Origin of the sequence: Streptomyces sp. UG1 (assembly GCF_049974585.1) — a bacterium.
In the GTDB taxonomy this organism is placed as follows: domain Bacteria; phylum Actinomycetota; class Actinomycetes; order Streptomycetales; family Streptomycetaceae; genus Streptomyces.
In genome coordinates, this window is sequence record NZ_JBNGGG010000032.1 from 48,486 (window position 1) to 69,842 (window position 21,357).

Here is a 21,357-nt window from a genome sequence, read left to right on the forward strand (position 1 = left end):
CTCGAACACGTTCACGGGAACCATTTCCCGGTCGGACCCTCGGCAGTCATGTCGAATCGTCAACGACCAGGTGTTCGGCCATGGTTGGGGCATTCCGCGCGGGGTGGCTGAACCCTGGAACGTCATCCGTCGGCCGCCCGCGGGCCGCGATACGCGGTGACCGGGCGTGTCGGCCACCGGCCACGGCCCGGATTCCGGGAGCGTGGCCCGCTCGGGCGGGGTGAGGCAAGGCGGTACATCCGATGCCGGAGCCGGAGGGCCGTCCGGTGCGCTCCCGCACCGCATCGGGTCGACTCCCCCACCGGCGGCCTGACCGCGGCGCATCGGACCGTCTGCCGACTCCGCACTGCCGATCCGGCCGTACTCGACGAAGTGGTGGGGCGGTTGGGGTCGTACGCGCGGCGGACACCCACATGTCCCGAGGCGAGGCGACGACACGCCTTCGGCCAGTTTCCCGCGCACCGGGAAACTGGCCGGATCTCATGGGTGCGGGGCCGCCCGCCCGACCCCCGTCCGGGAGGGCGGCCCCGCTGGTGGGTGGCGTGTCGGTCAGTGGAGCTTGTGGACCGCGGTCGTGGTCGTCTTCTTGAAGGCCTTCACCGGCGCGTGCGTGAAGTCGCCCATCTGCCCCCACTGCACGACGGTGACGGTGCCGCCGTCCCGGCCGACGGAGACGAGGTGGACGTCCATGGCGCCCCACGAGGCACGGGTCGCGAAGCCGTGGACGCGGGCGCCCTCCTCGACCGGCAGGCTGCCGTAGCGCCGGTGGTCGGCCTCGATCTCCGGGTCCGCGTCCATGCGCGCGACGCAGCGCCTGACCTCCCTGTCGAGACGGGTGGCGAGGGCCTTGGCCTTGCGGCTGTCGCCGACGACGACGGTGAGCTGCTGGGCACCGGTGTCGAGTTCGGTGCGGAAGGTGCGGTGGCGGGAGTCGTAGCCGAGCAGCGTTACGCCGAAGCAGTACCGCATCTCGTCCGGGACGCCGTCGGTGACCTTGCCGGCGGTCCAGCCGGAGGGGTGCGGCGGGAGTTCGGACGCCGCGAGGAACTTCGGCGCGGGCGCCTTGGTCGTGGCGCCGGCCGGCGCGGCGCACAGTGCGGTGCCCGCGGTGAGGCCGACGACGGCGAGTGCGGTGAGCGTGCCGGCTCGGATGCGCTTGGGCATGGATGTCCCCCCGTGGATGACAGGAAAATGCGTGAAGCGTCGGAAGTGGCTCGAGCATCAGCCGTCACAGCGGGCGGCGGCAAGCGCCGTCGCCCGATCCGCGACGGTGGAACCATCCCAGCCCTTGTGACGTGCAGGTATATGGAGTGCCTGGGATGCCGTCCCGGGACGGGGAGGACACGGGAGAACAGTGTCGGAAGCACAGGACGACGACGTCCAGGAGTTCGCGGCGTTACTCAGGCACCTGAAGGAACGCACCGACCGCAGCTACGGTCAGCTCGCCCGGCGCCTGAACATGAACACCTCCACGCTGCACCGCTACTGCGCCGGTGACGCGGTCCCCCTCGACTTCGCCCCCGTGGAGCGCTTCGCCGCCCTGTGCGGGGCGACGCCACCGGAGCGACTGGAACTGCACCACCGGTGGATCCTGGCGGTGGCGGCACGACAGCGTCCGCGTACGGCGACTGAGGCCGCCGCTCCGCCGACGGACGACTCGGCCGGGGAAGCGGCCGAGGAGCCCCCACCGCCCGGACCTCCCCGCCGCCCCTGGTACCGCCGCCGACGCCTCCTCGTCTCCGCGGCCGTGGCGACCGCACTCCTCGCCACCCTCGGCAGCCTCTCCGCCCTGCCGGGCGACGACCGCCCCCGGTCGAGCGACTCCGTCGAGGCCGCCGATCCGCCCCGTACGACCGCGCCGGGCACCGGCACCCCGCGCCCGAAGTCGACCGGATCCCCCAGCCCCTCCCCCACCACCCCCTCGCCCTCGGCCGGCGCGTCGAAGAAGTCGTCGGCGACGCCCACCGCCACCGCCGGCGGGCACTCCGAGGAAGCCGGCCCGCAGCAGTCCCCGGCCGGCCTGCCCCTCACCTGGAGCGCCGACTCCCATGTCTGGCAGGCCGGCTGCGGCCACGACTACGTCATCGCCAAGCCCCCGCGGCAGGTGCCCCCGCCCCCGGCCCCGCAGGACGCGGCGACCTGGGCGGCGACGCAGAACGCCGTGCACGGGCAGCAGACGATGGTGGAGATCACGGTGCAGGGCCGGACGTCCACGGCCGTCGTCCTGGAGGCGCTGCGCGTACGCGTCGTCGGCCGTTCGGCGCCAATGGCGGGCACCACCTACGCCATGGACAACGGGTGCGGCGGAGCGCTGACGCCCCGCTACTTCGACGTCGCCCTGGACAAGGACCGGCCCATCGCCCGCCCGGTCGACGGCAACGACACCGGCGTCACCATCCCCGCGATGCGGCTGCCGTACCGGGTGTCCGCCGAGGACCCGGAGGTGCTGCTGGTCGACGCGCGGACCCAGACCTGCGACTGCCGCTGGTACCTGGAACTGGACTGGTCGTCCCAGGGCCGCACCGGCACACTCCGCATCGACGACCACGGCCGCCCGTTCCGTACGTCGAGCATCAAAGGGCTGCCGAACTACGCGTACGACACGTCGGCCCGCGCCTGGGTGCCGTCGCGGGACTAGGGGGTTGCTAGCTCTCCCACACCGCGGCGGCCGTGCGGTCGTCGGCGTATCCCTTCACGCGGACCTGGGTGGCGAGGAGGAACTCCGCGAGGCCGGGTGGTTCGGAGCCGGACCAGCGGTCGGTCAGGTGGGCGGCGAGTTCGGGTTCGCCGCGCAGGGGGTCGGCGAGGCCGCCCGTGCACATCAGGAGGGTGTCGCCGGGGCGGGCCACGGACGCGCGGAAGCGGAAGGGTTCGCGGGGCGGCTCGGGGGCCGGGTCGTAGGGGCTCGGCGGTGTGGTGATGCCGAGGTCCATGGTGAGGCGGTCGCCCTCGGGGGTCTCGGCGGGCAGCGAGCCGAAGCCCACGACGGGTTCGCCGGTGACGTCGGTGACGAGGGGTTCGATGTCCTGCAACTCGCCGTTGCGCAACCGGAACAGCCCGCCCGCGCCTACGCCGAAGAAGACGCGCGTACGGCACTCGGGGTCGGCGGGCAGCAGCAGGCAGCGCAGGGTCGCCGCGTACTCCTCGGGGTCGATGCCCTGTTCGGCGGCGCTGGCACGGAGTTTGCCGAGGCTGCGGTCGGTCAGCCGGTGCAGGCCGGACTTGAGGTCGCCGCGCCTGGCGGCCCTTATGTCCTCGGAGAGCCTCGCATGGCTGCGGCCGACGGCCCGGCCGATCCAGTGGCAGGCCTCGGCGGCGGCGCGGTGCGCGCCCGGGGTGGCACGGGCGCCGGTGGCCATCGCGACGAGGAGCAGGGCGTGGTCGCCGGTGCCGAAGCGGGCGGTGAGGAGGGAGTCGCGGCGGGGTTCGCCCCGGTAGCGGGCGGAGTCTCCGCGCAGGGAGACGGCGCGCAGGGTGCAGGCCCCGTAGTGGGCGCCGTCGAGGACGGTGTCGGCGACCAGGTCGTCGAGGTCGTCCGGGTCGGCGGGCGGGAGGGCGGTGGGTTCGGCGGCGTAGGTGGGAGGGCCGTCGCCCACGTAGTCGAGGGGGCGGGGTGACGGGGTGGGGGCGGGCTCCTGCGGGGCCGGTTGCTCGGGGACGGCGGCCGGGGACGGCGGTTCGGGGACGTCGGCCGGGGACGGCGGTTCGTCGTCGGACGGCGGCGTCTCCACGGTGAATCCCGGCGGCTTCGGCAGACCGGGCGGAAACGCCGACGGGGCCGGCGCGGCATCCGCCTCTGCGCGAGGCGACGGAACGGCCGCGCCCGTCCCCGACCGCTGGTTCACCGCCCCCGCCGCCGAGGCGAACCGGTCGTCCAGTGAGTCGGGGGCCGTCGTCGGGCCGGTGTCGTCGGCGACGTCGCCATAAAGCTGCCCCCACCAGTCGTCCTCGTGACCGCTGGGCCTTCCCCCCTGCTGGTTCATGCCCCCAATTGTCCACCGCACGGCCCGGATGAAAACGGGGCATCAGGAAAATCCGGCCCGGCGAACAGCCTTGCGAAACCGCTGCCGACACACGTCGCCGGGCGGCCCCACCCCCCACGGGAGAACCGCCCGGCGACTACCGGGTGACCCGGGCCCGGGTCACGATCTGGGCGCCTGCCACACCGTCCGCGCCTCACTCCAGTACCCGCCCTCGTCGTACGCATACGCAAGGACCCATCGCCGCCCCAAGTCGGGCAAAGCGGGGGTGGTTGATGCTGCGGTGGCGACACATTGGCAGAGTGACGGGTGGTACGGCGATGATGTGCTGAGGCGGTTTTACGCCGTGGCCGTTTTCCGCCACGGACCGGACGCGGGTGTTCGCTTGGGGAGGGGCGCAGCCAGATGCTGGGAGCGATTGGTCTCGACGAGGCGCACGAGTCGGCCTACCGGGCCCTGGTGTCCGTGGGCGCCGCCGACGTGCCGGATCTCGCGCGGCGGCTGACCCTCGCCGAGCACGACACCGAGCGCGCCCTGCGCCAACTGGAGCGGCACGGGCTGGCCGCACAGTCCTCGGCCCGGCCCGGCCGCTGGGTCGCCGCGCCGCCCGGGGTGGCGCTCGGCGCGCTGCTCACCCAGCAGCGGCACGAGCTGGAGAAGGCGGAGCTGGCCGCCGCGCTGCTCGCCGAGGAGTACCGGGCGGGGGCCACCGAGCCCGCCGTGCACGACCTGGTCGAGGTGGTGATCGGCGCGGCCGCCGTGTCGCAGCGCTTCCTGCAGCTCCAGCTCGGCGCGAGCGACGAGGTGTGCGCGCTGGTCACCGGCACCCCGGTCGCCGTCACCGGCACGGAGAACGAGGCGGAGGAGCAGGCCGCCGGCCGGGGTGTGCGCTACCGGGTGGTCCTGGAGCGCTCGGTCCTCGACCAGCCGCACGGCATCACCGAGCTGTCCGCCGCCCTCGGCCGCGAGGAGCAGATCCGGGTCGTGGACCGGGTCCCGACCAAGCTGGTGATCGCCGACCGGACCCTCGCCCTGGTGCCGCTCATCTCGCACAGCGCCGAGCCGGCCGCGCTGGTCGTCCATGCGAGCGGGCTGCTGGAGCTGCTCAGCGGGCTGTTCGAGTCGGTGTGGCGGGACGCGCTGCCGGTCAGTCTCGGCGCCTCCGGGGTCACCGAGCAGCAGCCGGACGGTCCCGACGAGACCGACCTGGAGGTGCTCTCGCTGCTGCTGGCCGGCCTCACCGACGCGAGCGTGGCCAAGCAGCTCGACCTGGGCCTGCGGACCGTGCAGCGCCGGGTGCGGCGGCTCATGGAGCTGACCGGGGTGACGACCCGGTTGCAGCTCGGGTGGCACGCCTACGAGCGGGGGTGGGTGGCGCGGGAGCGGCAGGGGTGACGGCGGTGCACCAGGGAAGCGAGCGCTGATCTGCGCGCTCTCGCCCGCTCCGGCACTCTGGTCAGATGGGAGTGTGGGACCTCCTGCTGGTCGGTCTGGTCCTCCTGCTCGGCCTGTGCGGAGTACTGGTGCCCGGGGTGCCGGGGTCGTGGCTGGTGTGGGCCGCGGTGATGTGGTGGGCGCTGCAGGATCCCCAGCCGGTCGCGTGGTGGGTGCTCGTGGGGGCCACCGTCGCGCTGTTCCTCTCCCAGGTGGTGCGCTGGGCTCTCCCGCCCCGCCGGCTGCGCCCGAACTGGGCCGGCCGCCGGATGACCGTGTACGCGGGGGCGGGGTCGTTCCTGGGGTTCTTCCTGATCCCCGTGCTCGGCTCGATCCCCGGCTTCATGGCCGGCATCTACCTGGAGGAACGGCTCCGCCTGGGCCGCCGGGGCGAGGCGCGGGCCGCGATGCGGTCGGCGCTGCGGTCGGGTGGGTGGAGCGTGCTGGCGGAGCTGTTCACCTGCCAGTTGATCGCGGGGGCGTGGCTGGGGGCGGTGATCTGGGGCTGACACATCGGGTATCCGGGGACTGGCGGGTATCCGGGGACTGGAGGGACGCCTAGAGCGAGCCCTCCAGGGTCAGCAGCCGCGTCTTGCGTTCGAGGCCGCCCGCATAGCCGGTCAGCGATCCGTCGGCCCCGATCACACGGTGGCAGGGGCGGACGATCAGCAGCGGGTTCGCGCCGATCGCGCCGCCGACGGCCCGCACGGCGGCGCGGGACGCACCGATCCGGGCGGCGATCTCGCCGTACGTCGTCGTGGCCCCGTACGGAACGTCGTCGAGGGCCGCCCAGACCCGCTCCCGGAACCCACTGCCGTCCGTGCTCAGCTCCAGCCGGAACTCCTTGAGCTCACCGGCGAAGTAGGCGCCGAGCTGCTCCTCGGCCGCGCGGAAGGGCGCCGGGTCGCGCCGCCACCCCTCCTGCACGGTCCGGCCGCCCTTCTGACCCGGCACGGAGAGCGAGGTCAGGGCGCCGGTGGCGGGGTCGGCGGTGAGGAGAAGGGGGCCGACGGGGCTGTCCAGCTCAGCCCAACGGGTGACATTCGCGACCAACATGACTACTACTCCAACTCCCCTGCTGCACGCAGGTGTCGCACGGCGTAAGAGCGCCAGGGGCGCCAGCTTTCGGGGGCGTCCACGCCGGGCGGCGCGACGTCCGGGTCGCCCAGGGCGCGGGTGCGGATGACGGCGACGGTACGGGCGTCGAGGCCGGGCAGCCGCAGCAGCGCGTCCTGCGCCTCGTCCCGGTCGGCGCCCGGGTCCAGCCGTACGGCACCGTCGGCCAGGGCGGCGGTGAGTGCGCCGAGGGCGCTGTGCGGGCCGGGCTCGGCCTCGGCGAGGACGCCCGGTTCGGGGAACAGATGGGTGAGGCTGCCGCAGGGGGCGTCCAGCGCCTTCCCGTACCGCCGCACCAGCCGCTCGGCCGCCACCGGCCCCACCAGCGCCCGCACGGCCAGCTCCTCCGCATCGGCTGCCCCGGGCGACCGCAGCCCCGGCCGGGCGGCGACGAGCGGCCCGAGCCGGGCGTCGGCGCCGAGCCGGGCGTCGACGGCGTACGGATCGGAGTCGAGGTCGAACAGCCGCCGAAGCCGCTGCACGGCGGTGGTCAGATCACGCAGATCGGTGAGATGAATCCGAACGTCGAGCCAGCCGCCCGGGTGGGTGGCGGAGGACGCCACGACACCGCCGGGGCGGGTACCGGAGGCGGACAGGACACCGCCGGGGCGGGTGGCGGAGGCGGACACGACACTGCCGGGATGGGTACCGGAGGGGGCCACCGCACCGTCGCGATGCGTGCCCGAGCCCGCCACGACACCACCGGGACGGGTACCGGAGGCGGACACGACACCACCGGAATGCGTGCCCGAGCCCGCCACGACACCACCGCGATGCGTACCGGAGGCGGACACGACACCACCGGAATGCGTGCCCGAGCCCGCCACGACACCGCCGCGATGCGTGCCCGCGGCCGCCACCGCCCCACCACGTCGCTCCTCCACCGCCGCGACGGCGGTGCCGTGCGGCAGGCGCAGGGTGCGGCGGTAGGTGCGGTGGCCGGGTGGGCCGTCGACCGTCTCGATGCCGGGTACCGCCTCCTGCGCCAGCAGGTCGAAGACGGCGCCGGCCTGGTAGGGGCCCCGGTGGGCGAGCCGCAGCGGGATCCCGGCCGAGGGGGTGGCCGCGCGCCGGGCGGAGCGGCCACCCCGCGGCGCGGCGGCGCGCAACTCGCTCGGCGTCGAGGCGTACACCGCCCGGATCGTGTCGTTGAACTGCCGCACACTGGCGAACCCGGCCGCGAACGCGATCTCCGTGATCGGCAGATCGGTGGTCTGCAGCAGCACGCGCGCGGTGTGCGCCCGCTGGGCCCGGGCCAGTGCGACCGGTCCGGCGCCCAGCTCCGCGGTGAGCTGCCGCTGCACCTGCCGCGCGCTGTAGCCGAGCCGCGCGGCGAGCCCGGCGACACCCTCCCGGTCGACGATCCCGTCGCCGATCAGCCGCACGGCACGGCCGACGACGTCGGCCCGCACGTTCCACGCGGCCGACCCCGGCACGGCGTCCGGACGGCACCGCCGGCAGGCCCGGAATCCCGAGCGCTGCGCGGCGGCGGCCGTCGGGAAGAACCGCACATTGCGCCGCTTGGGAGTGACCGCCGGGCAGCTCGGGCGGCAGTAGATGCCGGTCGTCTCGACGGCGAAGAAGAACTCGCCGTCGAAACGCGCGTCACGGCTGCGGACCGCCTCGTACCTGGTGTCTTCGTCCATCACGGTGTCCAGTGTGCGCGGTGGCCGGGAGCCGGGCTGGCGGAAATCGGACATGGCGCCGGCCGACCGGCGGCCCGCCGGGCGTCACTTCCAACGCCCCCGCTTCGCCTCCATCGCCGCCCTCCCCTCCGCGCCCTTCCGCTTCCAGTCCCGCTTGATCTCCGCACGCAGCCGCGCGTCCGTCTTGGCCACGATCCACTGGTTCTCCCGCTTCAGCTTGCGGTAGCTCTCCAGTCGCCGTACCGGCAGCTCACCGGCGTCGATCGCGGCCAGCACCGCGCATCCCGGCTCGCTCTCGTGCGCGCAGTCGTGGAAGCGGCACCGCTCGGCCAGTTCCTCGATCTCCGAGAAGACCTGGCCGACGCCCGCCTCGGCGTCCCACAGGCCCACGCCGCGCAGCCCCGGTGTGTCGATGAGGACACCGCCGCCCGGCAGGGCGAGGAGATTGCGGGTGGTGGTCGTGTGGCGGCCCTTGCCGTCGACGTCGCGCGCCGCCCGGACCTCCATCACGTCCTCGCCGAGCAGCGCGTTCGCGAGCGTGGACTTGCCCGCGCCGGACTGCCCGAGCAGCACCGTCGTACCGCCGCCGACGACCGCGGAGAGGACGTCGAGCCCGTCCCCCAGCGTGGCGCTGACGGTCAGCACCGGCACGCCCGGCGCGGTGGTCTCCACGTCCTGCACGAGGTGCCCGAGCGTCACCGCGTCCGGCACGAGGTCGGCCTTGGTGAGGACGACGACCGGCTGCGCGCCCGACTCCCACGCCAGGGCGAGGAAGCGCTCGATGCGGCCGAGGTCGAGGTCGACGGCCAGTGACACGGCGACGATGGCGTGGTCGACGTTGGCGGCGAGGATCTGCCCCTCGGACCGCTTGGAGGAGGTGGAGCGCACGAAGGCGGTACGGCGCGGCAGATACGTCCGTACGTAGCGCGGATTGCCCGCGGGTTCGACGGCGACCCAGTCACCGGTGCACACGACCCGCATCGGGTCGTGCGGGGTGACGAACGCCGTGTCGGCGCGTACGACACCGTCGGCGGTGACGACGTCGCACTGCCCGCGGTCGACCCGTACGACCCGCCCGGGCAGCAGCCCCTCGGCGTCGTACGGGGTGAACGCGTCGGCCCAGGCGGAGTCCCAGCCGTAGGGAGCCAACGCGGAAAAGACAGAGGTGGAAGTCAACGGGGTGACCCTTCACGAGAAGGCCCCGGCCGCCGCGTGCACAGGACGCGGAGAGATCAGGTGAGGTCAGCCGGCGGCCACGGAGGTGGACGTGATGATCTGGATGCGGGCAGCGCCCGTCGCAAAGACAGCCATCGGTCGACACCTCCTCACTCATGTCCGCTCGACGGCGGCGGCCGTGCGGCCACCGCTCTGAACCGCTGTCACTCTAGCCCGGCCCCGCGAAGGCCCGTCAATCTATTTATGGCGTGCGAATCATGACGCGCAGTCGTGGCCGTTCAACTTGAAGTCGACGCCCGCCGAGTTCTCGCCCTCCCGCGACGCCAGGAACCCGAAGGCCAGCTCGCCGCCCGCGGAGACGGCCTTGTTGTAGTCGGCGGCGGTGGCGGTGACCCGGGAGCCGTTCTGGGCGAAGCTCGCGTCCCACATCTGGCCGACCTTCTGGCCGTCGCGGAAGGACCAGGCGACGCGCCAGTCGTCCAGGGCGCGTTCGGTGGTGACCGTGATGGTGGCCTGGAAGCCGTCGGGCCATTCGTTGACGAGGTCGTAGTCGACCGTGCAGGCCGACGGGTCGTCCGTTGAGGGGTCCGGGTCGTCTTCGCGGGCCGTGGACGACTTGGTGCCCTGGGGTTCGGGGTCGGGGTTCTTCGGCTCGGGCCAGTCGTCGCCGGAGCCGGAGTCCGAGGGCTCCGGGGAGTCCGCGGAGGGCCCGGTGGCGGAGTTGGTCGGCAGGGTGAAGCCGGGGTCGGCGACCGGCTGCCGGTCGGACGGGCTGTCGCCCGCAGTCGCGCCGTCGCCGGTGGAGCCGCCCGGCATCATCGAGACCGCCAGGGCGAGCGCGGAGACGAGGACGGCGGCGACGAGGAGCCCGCTGCGCACGACGCGGGCCTTGTGCGCACCGGGGTTGGGCGGGTCCGTGTCCGCGTCCACCGGGTCGGGGCGCCCGCCGAGGCGCACCTCGGTGGCCCGGCGGCGGCGCTCCAGGTAGGCAAGGCCGCCCCAGCCGATCACCCCGCCGGCCAGCGCCCCGGGCAGTCCGCCGCCGTGCGGCCGCAGACAGGCGGCGGCCTCGGCGCACTGCATGCAGGTGGCGAGGTGGCGGGAGAGGTCGCCCGGGGTCTCGGCGCCGGTCGAGCGGGTGACGGCGTCGAGGAGGCGGGCATAGCTGCGGCACTGCGCGTCCATCGGCGTGTCGAGGTGGTTGCGCTGGCAGCGGTCCCGGAACAGGCCGCGGACCTGGGCGAGTTCGTCGGCGACGGTGGCCGGGTCGAGGCCGAGCCGGCGGGCCACCACTGTCTGCGGCAGCGCCTCCACCTCGGCCAGCCACAGCAGGGCCGCGTCGGCTTCCTGCAGGTCGCGCAGTCCGCGCAGGGCGAGCGGGCGCTGCAGCGGGGGGCCGGTGTAGCGGGCGGCCTTGTCGGAGTTGAGCCACAGGCGCAGATCGGGGTCGAGGTCCTGGCCCTGGCCGTTCTCCTCCCAGGCGGCCGCCGTGGTGCGTACGGCGGTCAGGAGGAGGGGGATCCGGGGCAGGCGGGCCGGGCGGCGGCCCGCGCTTCGGAAGGTCGCGGTCTCGGCCTCGCGGGCCTCGCGTATGCCGGCGGAAAACGCCTCCGCGGCGAGCTGGTTGGCCGCCGAGGAGCCGGCCGTGCACAGATCGGCGTACGACAGCACGGCGTCCCAGCACTCGGAGAGCAGCGCTGCCTCGGTGGCGTCCTGGGGAGTCGGCAGGTCGGGCATGGGTCTCCTGCATCCACATGCGAGGTCAACTCGCCATATTGGCAATGGAGTTGGGGGGAACCTCGCGGCAGAACATGAGCCTTTCACGTGGAGAACACAACTGACAAGCGCCGTGTTCACATGTCATGACAGGCCGTCGCGTCCCTACAACTCCAGCCACTTGTACGGACGCGAGCCCCGTTCGTCTCAACTACACCGTCGCGTTCTCCTCGGCCGGAAGGCTGTCCATGAAGGAGCTCACCGAGAACACCGCGCGGCCGGGGCCGGGCGGGCCGTAGCCGGGGGGCGAGGACAGGCCGAAGTCCTCCATCGTCTGGCGATAGGCCTGCAGCAGCCGGATGTGGTACTCCAGCGGGGCGCCCTGCGGGTTGGCCTTGCCGAGCGGGGTGGTCGGCTCGGGGCACCAGGTGGTGAAACGGGGCGTGATGCCCTGGGACATGAAGAAGCGCAGGCCCTCGGTGGTGGAGGCGATGGCCTCGTCGACCGTCTTGAAGCCGAAGGGCTCCGCCATCTCCACGCCCGCGACGAAGTTGGGGATGACGTTGCGCGCGCCGAAGACCTCGGCGGAGTCGAGGATGCGCTTGTGCCACTCGTCGCGGCCGACGTAGCGCTCCTTGCCCGGGCAGTACATCTTGAAGAGGTACTCGTCCCACACCTCGTAGTTGGGGTGGTAGATCTGCACGCCGTAGTCCTTGAAGCGCTGGACGTCGTCGCGCGGCAGTGCCTGGGCGACGACCTTGCCGATCCACCGCCCCGGGAAGCGCTCCTCGATGGCCTTGGCGTACTGGCCGTAGAAGTCGGCCTCGTCGCGGCCGGAGACCGTCTTGGTGATGGCGCCGCCGGTGAGGGTATAGGCGGTGGAGGCCTTGGCGGTGTCGTACCGGTCGATGATCTCGAGGGCCTCCAGGACCTCCTCGACGTCCTTCACCCCGGTGTACGGGCGGCCGGCCGCCTTGTGCTGGCGCCAGTTGTGGTTGATGTCGCAGTACTGGCACTCCTCCTTGGCGCCGAAGTACTGGCAGACCCGGAAGACGGTGAGGTAGATCAGGTAGCCCCACTGGATGGTCGGGGCGACCTCCATGACGGACTTCCCGTTGGCGAGCGTGTGCCGGTAGTACTCGGGCATCGGCGGCACGCCCACGTCGGCGATGCGCTTGCCGTCGAGGTAGAGCCCGAGCATGCCTGCGTCGTCCGCGGCGACCCGGTACGGCGACGCCGGGTTCACGCGCACGGACACGACGGTCCGGCGCAGGTCGTACGGCCCGCCGGTGAGGATGATCTCCTCCGGCGGGCGGCGCAGCGCGGCCTCGCCGAGCTCGGGCAGGGTGCCGTGGTCGAAGGAGAAGATGAAGTACGACTTCGGCTTGACCTCACCACCCTCGTTGTCACTGAGGGCCGACGGGTCGAAGGCAACCCCGCCCCGGAGCAGATCCTCCTTGAAGACGGCTTCCCGCGGAACGTGCGGGAACCTCTCCATCAGATCCTCGACCAGTGCGGTGCGGCTGCCCATCGTGTCTCTCCATCTGGATCGGATGCGTACGACTCCTCACGGTATCCGTTGCTCAAGAGCTGAGTTGGACTCAGCATCTCTCATATTTCCGGCTTTTCCACCGAAAAGGTTCGCCGGGCCGCGTTCTCGTCCCGGCCCAGGACCAGGCCGCAGGTCTTGGAGGAGGGGCACCAGCGCCGGGCGAACGGAGTGAGTGCTCACTCATTGACAGAGTGAGCACTCACTCCGTACTCTCGCGGTCATGACAGCACCCGAGAAGAACCAGACCACCCGCCGTCGCGCCCCCGCCATGTCGCCGGAGCAGCGCCGTGAAATGATCATCCAGACCGCGATCCCGCTGATCACCGAATACGGCGCCGCTGTCACCACCGCGAAGATCGCCCGCGCCGCGGGCATCGGCGAGGGCACGATCTTCCGCGTCTTCACCGACAAGGACGAGCTGCTGCAAGCGTGCATGGCCGAGGCGCTCTCCCCCGAGCACGCGATCCGCGAGCTCGACGCGATCGACGTATCCCAGCCGCTGCCCGACCGGCTCGCGGAGGCGGCCGAGGCGCTGCAGGCGCACATGGACAGGATGGGCGCGATCCTCGGTTCGCTGGGGCATCGCGGCGGCAAGCACCCCGGCACGGTGCGCGGCGCGGGCCGCGACGATTCGACGAACCGTATCCGTGCGGCCCTCGCGGAACTGCTGGAGCCCGACAAGGCCGCCCTGCGCCGGCCGCCGGAGCAGATCGCGGCCCTCTTCTTCGGGCTGCTCTTCACCCAGCCGCGTACGGAGGACGAGCCCGACCTGACGCCGCAGGAGCTGGTGGAGGTCTTCCTGCACGGGGCGCTCTCGGGAGGTGACAAGTGAGCGCGCGCAGAAGGCGCCTGTGGGTGACGGCCCTGGCCGTCCTGGCCCCGGTCCTGGTGTGGCTGGTCGCGGACCCACTGCTGGGGCACCGGCTGCGGATCGCCGACGGCGAGCAGACGCTCGACATAGGCGCCGTGCCCGTGGCGGTCGTCGCACTGCTCGCGTCGCTCTCCGGCTGGGGACTGCTGGCCGCCCTTGAGCGGTTCGGGGCGCGGCGCGCCCGCGCCATCTGGACCGGGGTGGCCGGCGCCGTACTGGCGGTGTCCTTCCTGCCGTTGATCGGCGACGGCATGGACGGCGGCACCCGGGTCTTCCTCGCTCTGATGCACCTGGTGGTGGCGGCGGTGCTGATCCCGGGGCTGGGCGGCAGGTCCCCCGGGGCGGGAGCCGGTGCCGCCAGAGGGTGACCGCCAGCTCCAAGTACGCCGCGAACCGATGATCACCGGTGTGCGAAGACTGAAGATCAGGCGGTGGCCGCTGGTCACAGCGTCGGCCCTGGCCGCCTGGACGATGACTTCGCGGGCTGATGCGACGCACAGCCGGACGGTTCGCGCGTGCCGAACCCCGCCGTCGGGTCGGGAAGTTCATTCGAGGGCTGCCGGCGGACCTGCCGCGGAAGAACTGCTGGACGATCGCGGAATGGGCCCGTGAGGCCACACCGGATGGGATGGCAGCATCTGCTGGAGCGGGCGAAGTGGGATGCGGACGCAGTCCGTGACGATCTGCGTGCGTACGTCGTCGGCCACCTGGGCGCCGAGCAGGCGGTGCCGATCTGCGCCCGCCCGGGCGACGTGCCGCACTCCGGAGGCGTCCATGCACCCCTCAGGCCTCCCGCTCCAGCACTCCCGGGTCCACCGGATACGCCAACTCCCCTCCCGCCCACAACCGTTCCGCCTCCTCCGCGACCGCGAGCCCGAGACGGGCCACCTCATTGCCCTGGGAGCCCGCGAGGTGCGGGGTGATGAAGGCGTTCGGCAGGTCGTACAGGGGTGAGTCGGTGGGCAGCGGCTCGGGGTCGGTGACGTCGAGGATCGCGGAGAGGCGGGCGGTGCGAAGCTCGGCGATCAGGGCGTCGTGGTCGAGCAGGCCGCCGCGCGCGGTGTTGATGAGGACCGTTCCGTCCCGCATCAGGGCCAGCTCGCGGGCGCCGACGAGGTGGTGGGTCTCCGGGGTCTCGGGGGCGTGGATCGTGACGATGTCCGAGGTACGCAGGAGGGCGTCCAGGGGGAGGAGGGCTACGCCGAGGGCGGCGGCGCCCGCCTCGTCGACGTAGGGGTCGGTGAGGGCGACGGCCAGGTCGAAGGGGCGCAGCAGCTCGATCACCTTGCGGCCGATGCGGGAGGCCCCGATGACGCCGACCCGGCGGCCGTGGTTGCCGATGCCGGGGACCAGCCCCCAGCCGGGGAAGGCCCGCTCGGTGCGCAGGCGGTCGCGGGCGGCGAAGAGGTCCTTGCCGGCGAGCAGGATCATGGCCAGCGTGTACTCGGCGACCGGCACGGCGTTGGCCGCCGCCGCCGAGCTCACCGCGACGCCCCGCCGCCACAGCTCGGGCGTGGCGAGGCCCTTGACCGAGCCGGCCGAGTGCAGCACCGCACGCAGCTTGGGGGCGGCGTCGAGCACGGCCGCCTCGAGGCGGGGGCAGCCCCACCCGGTGACCAGGATCTCGGTGCGGGCGAGCACCTCGGCGACGACGGGGTCCGTGAAGTCCTCGGCGACCAGCGCGGGATCGATGTCCACGGACTCCCGCAGCCGCGCCAGCACCGGGGGCGGAAAGACGAGCGGCACGTTCTCGGCGGTCATGGCGAACAGGGCCTGGGGACGCTCGGGCAACGAAGTACCTTCCCACTGGGCCGCCCCACCGGGCTGCGGAAACCGTTGAGAAAACGCTCTCTACCGTAGGCGGCGGCGAATGAGAGGGTCAACGTACACGCACTCACGTGGAGGGACGGCAGGGATGACGGAGACGATCACCAACTGGGCGGGCAACATCACCTACACGGCCAAGGAGCTGCACCGGCCGTACTCGGTGACCGCGATCGGCGCCTTGGTGGCCCGGAGTGCGAAGGTGCGGGTGCTGGGCAGCGGGCACTCGTTCAACCAGATCGCCGAGCCGGGCCCCGAGGGCGTCCTGCTGTCGATCGCCGCCCTGCCTCCGGTGATCGACGTCGACCGCGGGGCCCGTACGGTACGGGTCTCGGGCGGCGTACGGTACGCGGAGCTGGCCCGCGTGGTGTACGCGCACGGCCTCGCGCTGCCCAACATGGCGTCCCTGCCGCACATCTCGGTGGCCGGCTCGGTCGCCACCGGCACCCATGGGTCGGGGGTCGGCAACGGCTCGCTGGCCGCGTCCGTGCGGGAGGTGGAGCTGGTCACGGCGGACGGTTCGGTGGTGACCGTCGGCCGCGGCGACCCGCGGTTCGGCGGTGCCGTCACCTCGCTCGGTGCCCTCGGGGTCGTCACGGCGCTCACCCTGGACCTGGAGCCGTCCTTCGACGTCCGGCAGCATGTCTTCACCGGACTGCCGCTGGCCGGGCTGGACGCGGCGGGCTTCGAGACGGTGATGTCCTCGGCGTACAGCGTCAGCCTGTTCACCGACTGGCGTGCGCCGGGCTTCGGCCAGGTGTGGCTCAAGCGGCGCACCGACCAGCCGCTGCCCGACGTCCCGTGGGCCGCGCCCGCCACCGAGAAGCTGCACCCGGTGCCGGGGATGCCCGCGGTCAACTGCACTGAGCAGTTCGGGGTGCCGGGGCCGTGGCACGAGCGACTGCCGCACTTCCGGGCGGAGTTCACGCCGAGCAGCGGGGCGGAGCTGCAGTCGGAGTACCTGCTGCCGCGCGGGCACGCCGTGGACGCGCTGCACGCGATCGACGCGATCCGGGACACGGTCGCCCCCGTGCTCCAGACCTGCGAGGTGCGCACGGTCGCCGCCGACGAGCAGTGGCTGAGCCCCTCCTACGGGCGGGACACCGTCGCCCTGCACTTCACCTGGGTCGCGGACACGGCGGCCGTGCTGCCGGTGGTGCGGCGGCTGGAGGCGGCGCTGGCCGCGTTCGAGCCGCGGCCGCACTGGGGGAAGGTGTTCGCGATGCCGGCCGGGATCGTGCGCGAGCGGTACCCCCGCCTCGCCGACTTCCGGGCGCTGGCGCGCGAACTGGACCCGGGGCGGAAGTTCGCCAACGCCTTCGTGCAGGACATACTGGGTGACTGACCCGGGAGGACTTCGTATACCCCCTTTCCTAACCCCTTGTCGAAAGAACCCGCACGCCATAGCCTTGCGCCGCGCCGGGTGCCGATGTCGACCCCGGCATGACGGAAGGAACGGGGGCATGGCCCGTTGAAGCGCACATCACGCGACATCCGCACCGCGAACCGCTACGAGGTGCTGCGCCAGATCATCGCCGCGTCGCCGACCTCCCGGCAGGAGTTGGCGGCGGCCACCGGGCTGAGCCTGGCCACCGTCGCCACGCTGGTGGGCGAGTTGCTCGACCTCCGCATGATCACCGAGGTCGGGTTCGAGGACTCGGCCGGGGGCCGCCCCCGGGGGCTCGTGGCGGTCAACACGTCGGGCGGCGCGCTGATCGGCGTCGACATCGCGGAGACGTACGTCCATGTCGAGCTGTTCGACCTCGCGCTGAACGTGCTGGCCCGCGCCGATGAGGACGTCCGCCCCGGCGAGAACCTCCCCGCGCAGATGGTCGGCCATGTGGCCGCCGCCGTCGGCTCGGTGGTGGCACAGGCGGGCGTCGAGGGCGCTCGGGTGCTCGGCGTGGGGGTGAGCGTGCCGGGGCAGGTGGACCGGGCCACCGGCATGTCCGAGTACGCGCCGAACTGGGACTGGCACGACGTGCCGCTGCTCGACCTGCTCACCGAGCACATCGCCTACCCCCTCTACCTGGACAACCCGCTGCGCGCCGTCGCGGTGGCCGAGCTGTGGTTCGGGGCCGCGCGCGGGCACGGGGACGCCGTGGTGGTCAACCTCGGGACCGGCGTGGGCGCGGGGCTCGTCCTGGGCGGCGGGCTGCACCGGGGCGTGAGCAACAGCGCCGGCGAGTGGGGCCACACCACGATCGTGCTGGACGGCCGACTGTGCCGCTGCGGCAAGCACGGCTGTGTGGAGGCGTATGTCGGCGCCTCCGGAATCATGCTGAACCTGCGGGAGTTGAGCCCCGACAGTCCGCTGCTGCACCCCGAGGACCAGACGGCCACCATCGCCGCGCTGGCCGCGGGCATGCGGGCGCAGGACCCGGTGGCGCGCAAGGTGGTCCGGGACACCGCCCGTTACCTGGGCGTCGCCATCGCCGACCTGGTCAATCTGCTCAACCCCGAGGTGGTCGTGCTCAGTAGCTGGGTGGCCGCCGCCCTCGGCGAGCCCCTGCTCGCCGAGGTCCGTGAGGCCGTCGCCCGGCACGCGCTGCCGCGCCCGATGTCCACCACCGAGATCGTCCTCTCCCCGATCCCCACCGACCCCGCGTGCCTGGGCGCGGCGACGTTCGCACTCGAAGGGGCCCTCCAGTCCGTCGGGCAGCGGTCGGCGAAGCGCACCACGCCCGCGAGGAGCCGTACCGCACCGCCTTCGTGAGGCAGCCCCTCACGTCCGGTATCCCGAACGTTGCACAACGCTTCGTGCAGACTTCGTCCAACCCCTTGCCGAAGCCTTAGCCGAAGGTTAACGTCCCGCAGCGCAACCCCATTTGAGCCATCTGGCGCTGAGCCGCACCAGCCATGGGCGCATCGGCCGCAGCCGCACTCGAGACAAGGACGTCAGCATGTCGGCATTCAGCAACACCAACTGGGACCGCCGGAACGTACTGCGAGCCGCGATGGGCCTGGCCGCCGCCGGCGGTCTGGCCGCGTGCGGGGGCAACACCGGCCGCAGCAGCTCCGGCGACACCCTCGTGCAGATGTTCCACGCGTACGGCGAGGCGGGCACCGAGCAGGCCATCAAGCGGTACGCGAAGGCCTACAAGGACGCCAACGTGACCACGCAGTGGATCACCAGCTCCGACTTCGAGAGCAAGCTGTTCTCGTCCCTGCTCACCGACAACGCGCCGGATCTGTTCGAGTTCCACCCGCAGATCCAGATGGTCAAGAGCGGTCAGGTGGCGGACCTGACCGACATCATCGACCCGGTCAAGGACGACTTCAATCCGGCCGACATCAAGTCGCACACGGTGGACGGGAAGATATACGGCGTCCGCATGATCGACGACCCGCAGTTCTTCTTCTACCGCAAGTCGATGCTGGAGAAGGCCAAGGTCGAGGTGCCCACCACGCTCGACGAGCTGATGGAGGCCGCCGCCAAGCTCACCACCGGCAAGGTCAAGGGCCTGTACATGGGCAACGACCTGCACAGCGTCAACGACACCCTGATCTGGTCGTCCGGCGCCCAGCACCTCACCGAGAACAACGAGATCGCCTACCACACGGACGGCGTCGTCGAGGGCCTGAAGAAGATGCGCACGCTGTTCACCAGCGGCGATCTGCTCCTCGGCGCCCCGACCGAGTCCTGGGACCCCTCTTCGTTCATCCAGGGTCTGTGCGCCATCCAGTTCTGCGGTATGTGGGCCATGCCGCAGATCCAGGACGCGCTCGGCGACGACTGGGGCATCTTCCCCTTCCCGAAGGTCACGGACTCCGGCAAGCAGTCGGTCTACAACGGCGGCTGGTCGATGTTCGTCAACGCCAAGGGCAAGAACGTCGACGCGGCCAAGGAGTACGTGAAGTGGCTGTGGATCGACCAAGCCGAGTACCAGGAGGACTGGGCCACCTCCTACGGCTTCCACATCCCGCCGCGCACCTCGATCGCCGAGAAGGCCACCAAGCTCAAGTCGGGCAACGCCGCCGAGGGCGTCAGGCTCTTCAACGAGTTCGGGCACTTCGACAACATCGGCTGGACCCAGGCCATGCGCACCGCCTTCGAGGACGTCTTCGCCAACTGCGTCCGTAAGAACATGGACCCGGAGAAGGCTCTCGACAGGTGCGACACGGCCGTCAACCGCGAGCTCAAGAAGCTGTTCGGCTAGGCCGTAGGACGGACCACGCCATGTCGACGACCACACCGCGCGACCTCGCGCGCCCCGCCTCGGCGAAGGCCTCACCGGCCAAGCCGCGGCGGGGCCTGCGGGGCAGCTCCACCTTCAACTTCTGGCTCTTCACCGGGCCGTTCCTGATCGGTCTGGGGATCTTCGTCTACGCGCCGATCCTGTGGAGCCTCTGGCTCAGCTTCTTCGAGGCCCGCTTCACCGTCACGCCCGACAAGTTCGTCGGGTTCGACAACTACAAGTACATGCTGACGAACGACGACTTCGTCGGCTCGCTCGGCACCTTCACCGTCTTCGCCGCGTTCATCGTGCCCACCACCTGGGCGCTCTCGCTGGGCCTGGCCCTGCTGGTGAACCGGATGCGCTTCATGCGGGCGTTCTTCCGCTCGGTGTTCTTCCTGCCCACCGCCGTCAGCTATGTCGCCGCCTCGCTGATCTGGAAGATGTCCATCTTCAGCGGCGTCCGCTTCGGCCTGATGAACACCGTCCTCGGCTGGTTCGGGATCGAGAACATCGCCTGGCTGGCCGACCCCAACCCGCCCTGGTACTGGCTGGTCATCGTGACCGCCCGGCTGTGGCTGCAGTCCGGCTTCTTCATGATCCTGTTCATCGCGGCGCTGCAGAACATCCCGGACGAGCTGTACGAGGCCGCCGCCATCGACGGCGCCAAGCCGGGCTGGCAGACCTTCCGGTACATCACCCTGCCCCAGCTGCGCGCCACGTCCACCGCGGTGATCCTGCTGCTGCTCATCGCCGCCTACCAGGCCTTCGACGAGTTCTTCAACCTGCTGTCGAAGACCACCTGGGGCCGCCCGCCCCTCGTCGAGTTGTACTACAAGGCCCTGGGCGAGAGCCAGGACTACGGCGCCGGCAGCGCCGGAGCGCTCATCCTGACCGTGCTGATCTGTGCCGTGACCCTGCTCCAGGGCAAGATCATGGGCTTTGGAAGGGGGGACGAGTCCAAGTGACCACCACCATGCCCGAGGTGCAAAAGTCCGCGCCGACGACGGACAAGCCCCGCCGCGTCCGGCGCGGTGGCGGCGTGATGAGCTCCACCGGCCTCTACATCGCCACCGGCGTCGCCGCCTTCCTCTTCCTGGTCCCGTTCTACATCCTCGTCCGCAACGCCCTGTCCACCGATGCCGAGATCACCGGAGAGAACTGGAAGTTCTTCCCCACCGACATCCAGTGGGGCAACATCGGCGAACTCTTCACGGACGAGACGGTCCCCTTCGCCCAGTCCCTGTGGAACTCGGCGGTCGTGGCCACCGCGCACACCGTCGGCGTCCTGCTGGTGTGCTCCCTCGCGGGCTACGGTCTGGCCCGTATCCCGTACAAGCACGCCAACAAGGTCTTCTACGCCGTCCTGGGGACCCTGATGGTCCCGACCGCGGTCACCTTCGTCCCCAGCTTCGTACTGGTCTCCTCGCTCGGCTGGGTGGACACCTACCGCGGTCTCATCATTCCGGGCCTGTTCAGTGGTTTCACCTGCTTCCTGTTCCGGCAGTACTTCTTGGGGTTCCCCAAGGAGCTGGAGGAGGCGGCGCGGATGGACGGACTGGGCTACTGGGGCGCGTACTGGCGCGTCGTGGTGCCCAACTCGCTGAACTTCTTCGCCGCGATGGCGACCATCACCTTCATCAACGGCTGGAACGCCTTCCTGTGGCCGCTGGTCATCGGCCAGGACCCCGGTTCCTGGACCGTCCAGGTCGCGCTCTCCAGCTACATGACCAACCAGACCGTCGTCTTCCACATGATCTTCATGGCCACGGCCGTTTCCATCCTGCCCCTGGTGTTCGTGTTCCTCTTCCTCCAGCGCTGGCTGGTGCAGGGGATCGCACAGACCGGCATCAAGGGCTGACGT

General features: G+C 71.7%; 18 protein-coding genes and 1 pseudogene. 11 read left to right on the forward strand and 8 right to left on the reverse strand.

From position 1 onward, the window contains the following. Positions 1–549: 549 nt before the first annotated feature. Positions 550–1,164, reverse strand: a complete 615-nt coding sequence (locus tag ACP4J3_RS31910) for a hypothetical protein (protein ID WP_426539594.1) — start codon at positions 1,162–1,164, stop codon at positions 550–552. A gap of 190 nt (positions 1,165–1,354) precedes the next feature. On the opposite strand from ACP4J3_RS31910, the gene ACP4J3_RS31915 reads away from it, so the two are divergent. After that, positions 1,355–2,638, forward strand: a complete 1,284-nt coding sequence (locus tag ACP4J3_RS31915; RefSeq protein ID WP_426539595.1) for a helix-turn-helix domain-containing protein — start codon at positions 1,355–1,357, stop codon at positions 2,636–2,638. A 7-nt stretch (positions 2,639–2,645) separates the two neighbouring features. Here ACP4J3_RS31915 and ACP4J3_RS31920 read toward each other — a convergent pair whose 3' ends face one another. Next, positions 2,646–3,983: a PP2C family serine/threonine-protein phosphatase gene (locus tag ACP4J3_RS31920; RefSeq protein WP_426539597.1), complete on the reverse strand. Its 1,338-nt coding sequence runs from the start codon at positions 3,981–3,983 to the stop codon at positions 2,646–2,648. Between the two features lie 402 nt (positions 3,984–4,385). Between ACP4J3_RS31920 and ACP4J3_RS31925 the strand changes: the two genes are divergently transcribed. Together ACP4J3_RS31925 and ACP4J3_RS31930 are read left to right on the forward strand one after the other, a co-directional pair. Continuing rightward, on the forward strand, positions 4,386–5,375 hold the full coding sequence (locus ACP4J3_RS31925; protein WP_426539598.1) for a helix-turn-helix transcriptional regulator: 990 nt from the start codon (positions 4,386–4,388) through the stop codon (positions 5,373–5,375). Positions 5,376–5,440: 65 nt separating this feature from the next. Beyond that, positions 5,441–5,923: a DUF456 domain-containing protein gene (locus ACP4J3_RS31930; RefSeq protein WP_426539599.1), complete on the forward strand. Its 483-nt coding sequence runs from the start codon at positions 5,441–5,443 to the stop codon at positions 5,921–5,923. Positions 5,924–5,972: 49 nt separating this feature from the next. On the opposite strand, the gene ACP4J3_RS31935 is transcribed toward ACP4J3_RS31930, so the two are convergent. From ACP4J3_RS31935 to ACP4J3_RS31955, 5 genes are all read right to left on the reverse strand, one after another. After that, entirely contained in the window at positions 5,973–6,470 is a 498-nt protein-coding gene (locus tag ACP4J3_RS31935; RefSeq protein ID WP_426539601.1) for a methylated-DNA--[protein]-cysteine S-methyltransferase, read from the reverse strand. Between the two features lie 5 nt (positions 6,471–6,475). Next, entirely contained in the window at positions 6,476–8,176 is a 1,701-nt protein-coding gene (locus ACP4J3_RS31940) for an AlkA N-terminal domain-containing protein (RefSeq protein WP_426539697.1), read from the reverse strand. An 84-nt stretch (positions 8,177–8,260) separates the two neighbouring features. Next, positions 8,261–9,352, reverse strand: a complete 1,092-nt coding sequence (gene rsgA / locus ACP4J3_RS31945; protein ID WP_426539602.1) for a ribosome small subunit-dependent GTPase A — start codon at positions 9,350–9,352, stop codon at positions 8,261–8,263. A 255-nt stretch (positions 9,353–9,607) separates the two neighbouring features. Then, on the reverse strand, positions 9,608–11,089 hold the full coding sequence (locus ACP4J3_RS31950) for a cellulose binding domain-containing protein (protein WP_426539603.1): 1,482 nt from the start codon (positions 11,087–11,089) through the stop codon (positions 9,608–9,610). Between the two features lie 190 nt (positions 11,090–11,279). Next, entirely contained in the window at positions 11,280–12,599 is a 1,320-nt protein-coding gene (locus ACP4J3_RS31955) for a radical SAM protein (RefSeq protein WP_426539604.1), read from the reverse strand. Between the two features lie 313 nt (positions 12,600–12,912). Between ACP4J3_RS31955 and ACP4J3_RS31960 the strand changes: the two genes are divergently transcribed. The 3 genes and pseudogenes from ACP4J3_RS31960 to ACP4J3_RS31970 all read left to right on the forward strand — a co-directional run. Then, the gene (locus ACP4J3_RS31960; protein WP_426539698.1) at positions 12,913–13,452 is read left to right on the forward strand and encodes a TetR/AcrR family transcriptional regulator; all 540 of its coding nucleotides are present in this window, start codon (positions 12,913–12,915) and stop codon (positions 13,450–13,452) included. Beyond that, positions 13,449–13,859 carry a DUF6069 family protein gene (locus tag ACP4J3_RS31965; RefSeq protein ID WP_426539605.1) on the forward strand — a complete coding sequence of 137 codons (411 nt, stop codon included), beginning with the start codon at positions 13,449–13,451 and terminating at the stop codon, positions 13,857–13,859. Before ACP4J3_RS31960 ends, ACP4J3_RS31965 begins: the two co-directional genes overlap by 4 nt. 119 nt (positions 13,860–13,978) lie before the next feature. Further along, positions 13,979–14,246, forward strand: a pseudogene (locus tag ACP4J3_RS31970) (transposase); the annotation flags it as partial. A gap of 28 nt (positions 14,247–14,274) precedes the next feature. On the opposite strand, the gene ACP4J3_RS31975 reads toward ACP4J3_RS31970, so the two are convergent. Beyond that, positions 14,275–15,282, reverse strand: a complete 1,008-nt coding sequence (locus ACP4J3_RS31975) for a hydroxyacid dehydrogenase (RefSeq protein WP_426539606.1) — start codon at positions 15,280–15,282, stop codon at positions 14,275–14,277. A 124-nt stretch (positions 15,283–15,406) separates the two neighbouring features. Between ACP4J3_RS31975 and ACP4J3_RS31980 the strand changes: the two genes are divergently transcribed. From ACP4J3_RS31980 to ACP4J3_RS32000, 5 genes are all read left to right on the forward strand, one after another. Further along, positions 15,407–16,660 carry an FAD-binding protein gene (locus tag ACP4J3_RS31980; protein ID WP_426539607.1) on the forward strand — a complete coding sequence of 418 codons (1,254 nt, stop codon included), beginning with the start codon at positions 15,407–15,409 and terminating at the stop codon, positions 16,658–16,660. Between the two features lie 126 nt (positions 16,661–16,786). Next, the gene (locus ACP4J3_RS31985; protein WP_426539609.1) at positions 16,787–18,031 is read left to right on the forward strand and encodes an ROK family transcriptional regulator; all 1,245 of its coding nucleotides are present in this window, start codon (positions 16,787–16,789) and stop codon (positions 18,029–18,031) included. A 187-nt stretch (positions 18,032–18,218) separates the two neighbouring features. Beyond that, positions 18,219–19,475, forward strand: coding sequence for an ABC transporter substrate-binding protein (locus ACP4J3_RS31990; RefSeq protein ID WP_426539611.1), 1,257 nt, complete (start codon positions 18,219–18,221; stop codon positions 19,473–19,475). Positions 19,476–19,495: 20 nt separating this feature from the next. After that, positions 19,496–20,461 (forward strand): carbohydrate ABC transporter permease, encoded by a 966-nt coding sequence (locus ACP4J3_RS31995; RefSeq protein WP_426539613.1) that lies wholly within the window; start codon positions 19,496–19,498, stop codon positions 20,459–20,461. 8 nt (positions 20,462–20,469) lie between these two features. After that, entirely contained in the window at positions 20,470–21,354 is an 885-nt protein-coding gene (locus ACP4J3_RS32000) for a carbohydrate ABC transporter permease (protein ID WP_426539699.1), read from the forward strand. Positions 21,355–21,357 lie beyond the last annotated feature (3 nt).

Coding starts and splice junctions, on each gene's coding strand:
- ACP4J3_RS31910 (WP_426539594.1), bottom strand. CDS start 1,164: ATGCCCAAGCGCATCCGAGCCGGCACGCTCACCGCACTCGCCGTCGTC.
- ACP4J3_RS31920 (WP_426539597.1), bottom strand. CDS start 3,983: ATGAACCAGCAGGGGGGAAGGCCCAGCGGTCACGAGGACGACTGGTGG.
- ACP4J3_RS31925 (WP_426539598.1), top strand. CDS start 4,386: ATGCTGGGAGCGATTGGTCTCGACGAGGCGCACGAGTCGGCCTACCGG.
- ACP4J3_RS31930 (WP_426539599.1), top strand. CDS start 5,441: ATGGGAGTGTGGGACCTCCTGCTGGTCGGTCTGGTCCTCCTGCTCGGC.
- ACP4J3_RS31935 (WP_426539601.1), bottom strand. CDS start 6,470: ATGTTGGTCGCGAATGTCACCCGTTGGGCTGAGCTGGACAGCCCCGTC.
- ACP4J3_RS31940 (WP_426539697.1), bottom strand. CDS start 8,176: ATGGACGAAGACACCAGGTACGAGGCGGTCCGCAGCCGTGACGCGCGT.
- ACP4J3_RS31950 (WP_426539603.1), bottom strand. CDS start 11,089: ATGCCCGACCTGCCGACTCCCCAGGACGCCACCGAGGCAGCGCTGCTC.
- ACP4J3_RS31955 (WP_426539604.1), bottom strand. CDS start 12,599: ATGGGCAGCCGCACCGCACTGGTCGAGGATCTGATGGAGAGGTTCCCG.
- ACP4J3_RS31960 (WP_426539698.1), top strand. CDS start 12,913: ATGATCATCCAGACCGCGATCCCGCTGATCACCGAATACGGCGCCGCT.
- ACP4J3_RS31980 (WP_426539607.1), top strand. CDS start 15,407: ATGACGGAGACGATCACCAACTGGGCGGGCAACATCACCTACACGGCC.
- ACP4J3_RS31990 (WP_426539611.1), top strand. CDS start 18,219: ATGTCGGCATTCAGCAACACCAACTGGGACCGCCGGAACGTACTGCGA.
- ACP4J3_RS31995 (WP_426539613.1), top strand. CDS start 19,496: ATGTCGACGACCACACCGCGCGACCTCGCGCGCCCCGCCTCGGCGAAG.
- ACP4J3_RS32000 (WP_426539699.1), top strand. CDS start 20,470: ATGCCCGAGGTGCAAAAGTCCGCGCCGACGACGGACAAGCCCCGCCGC.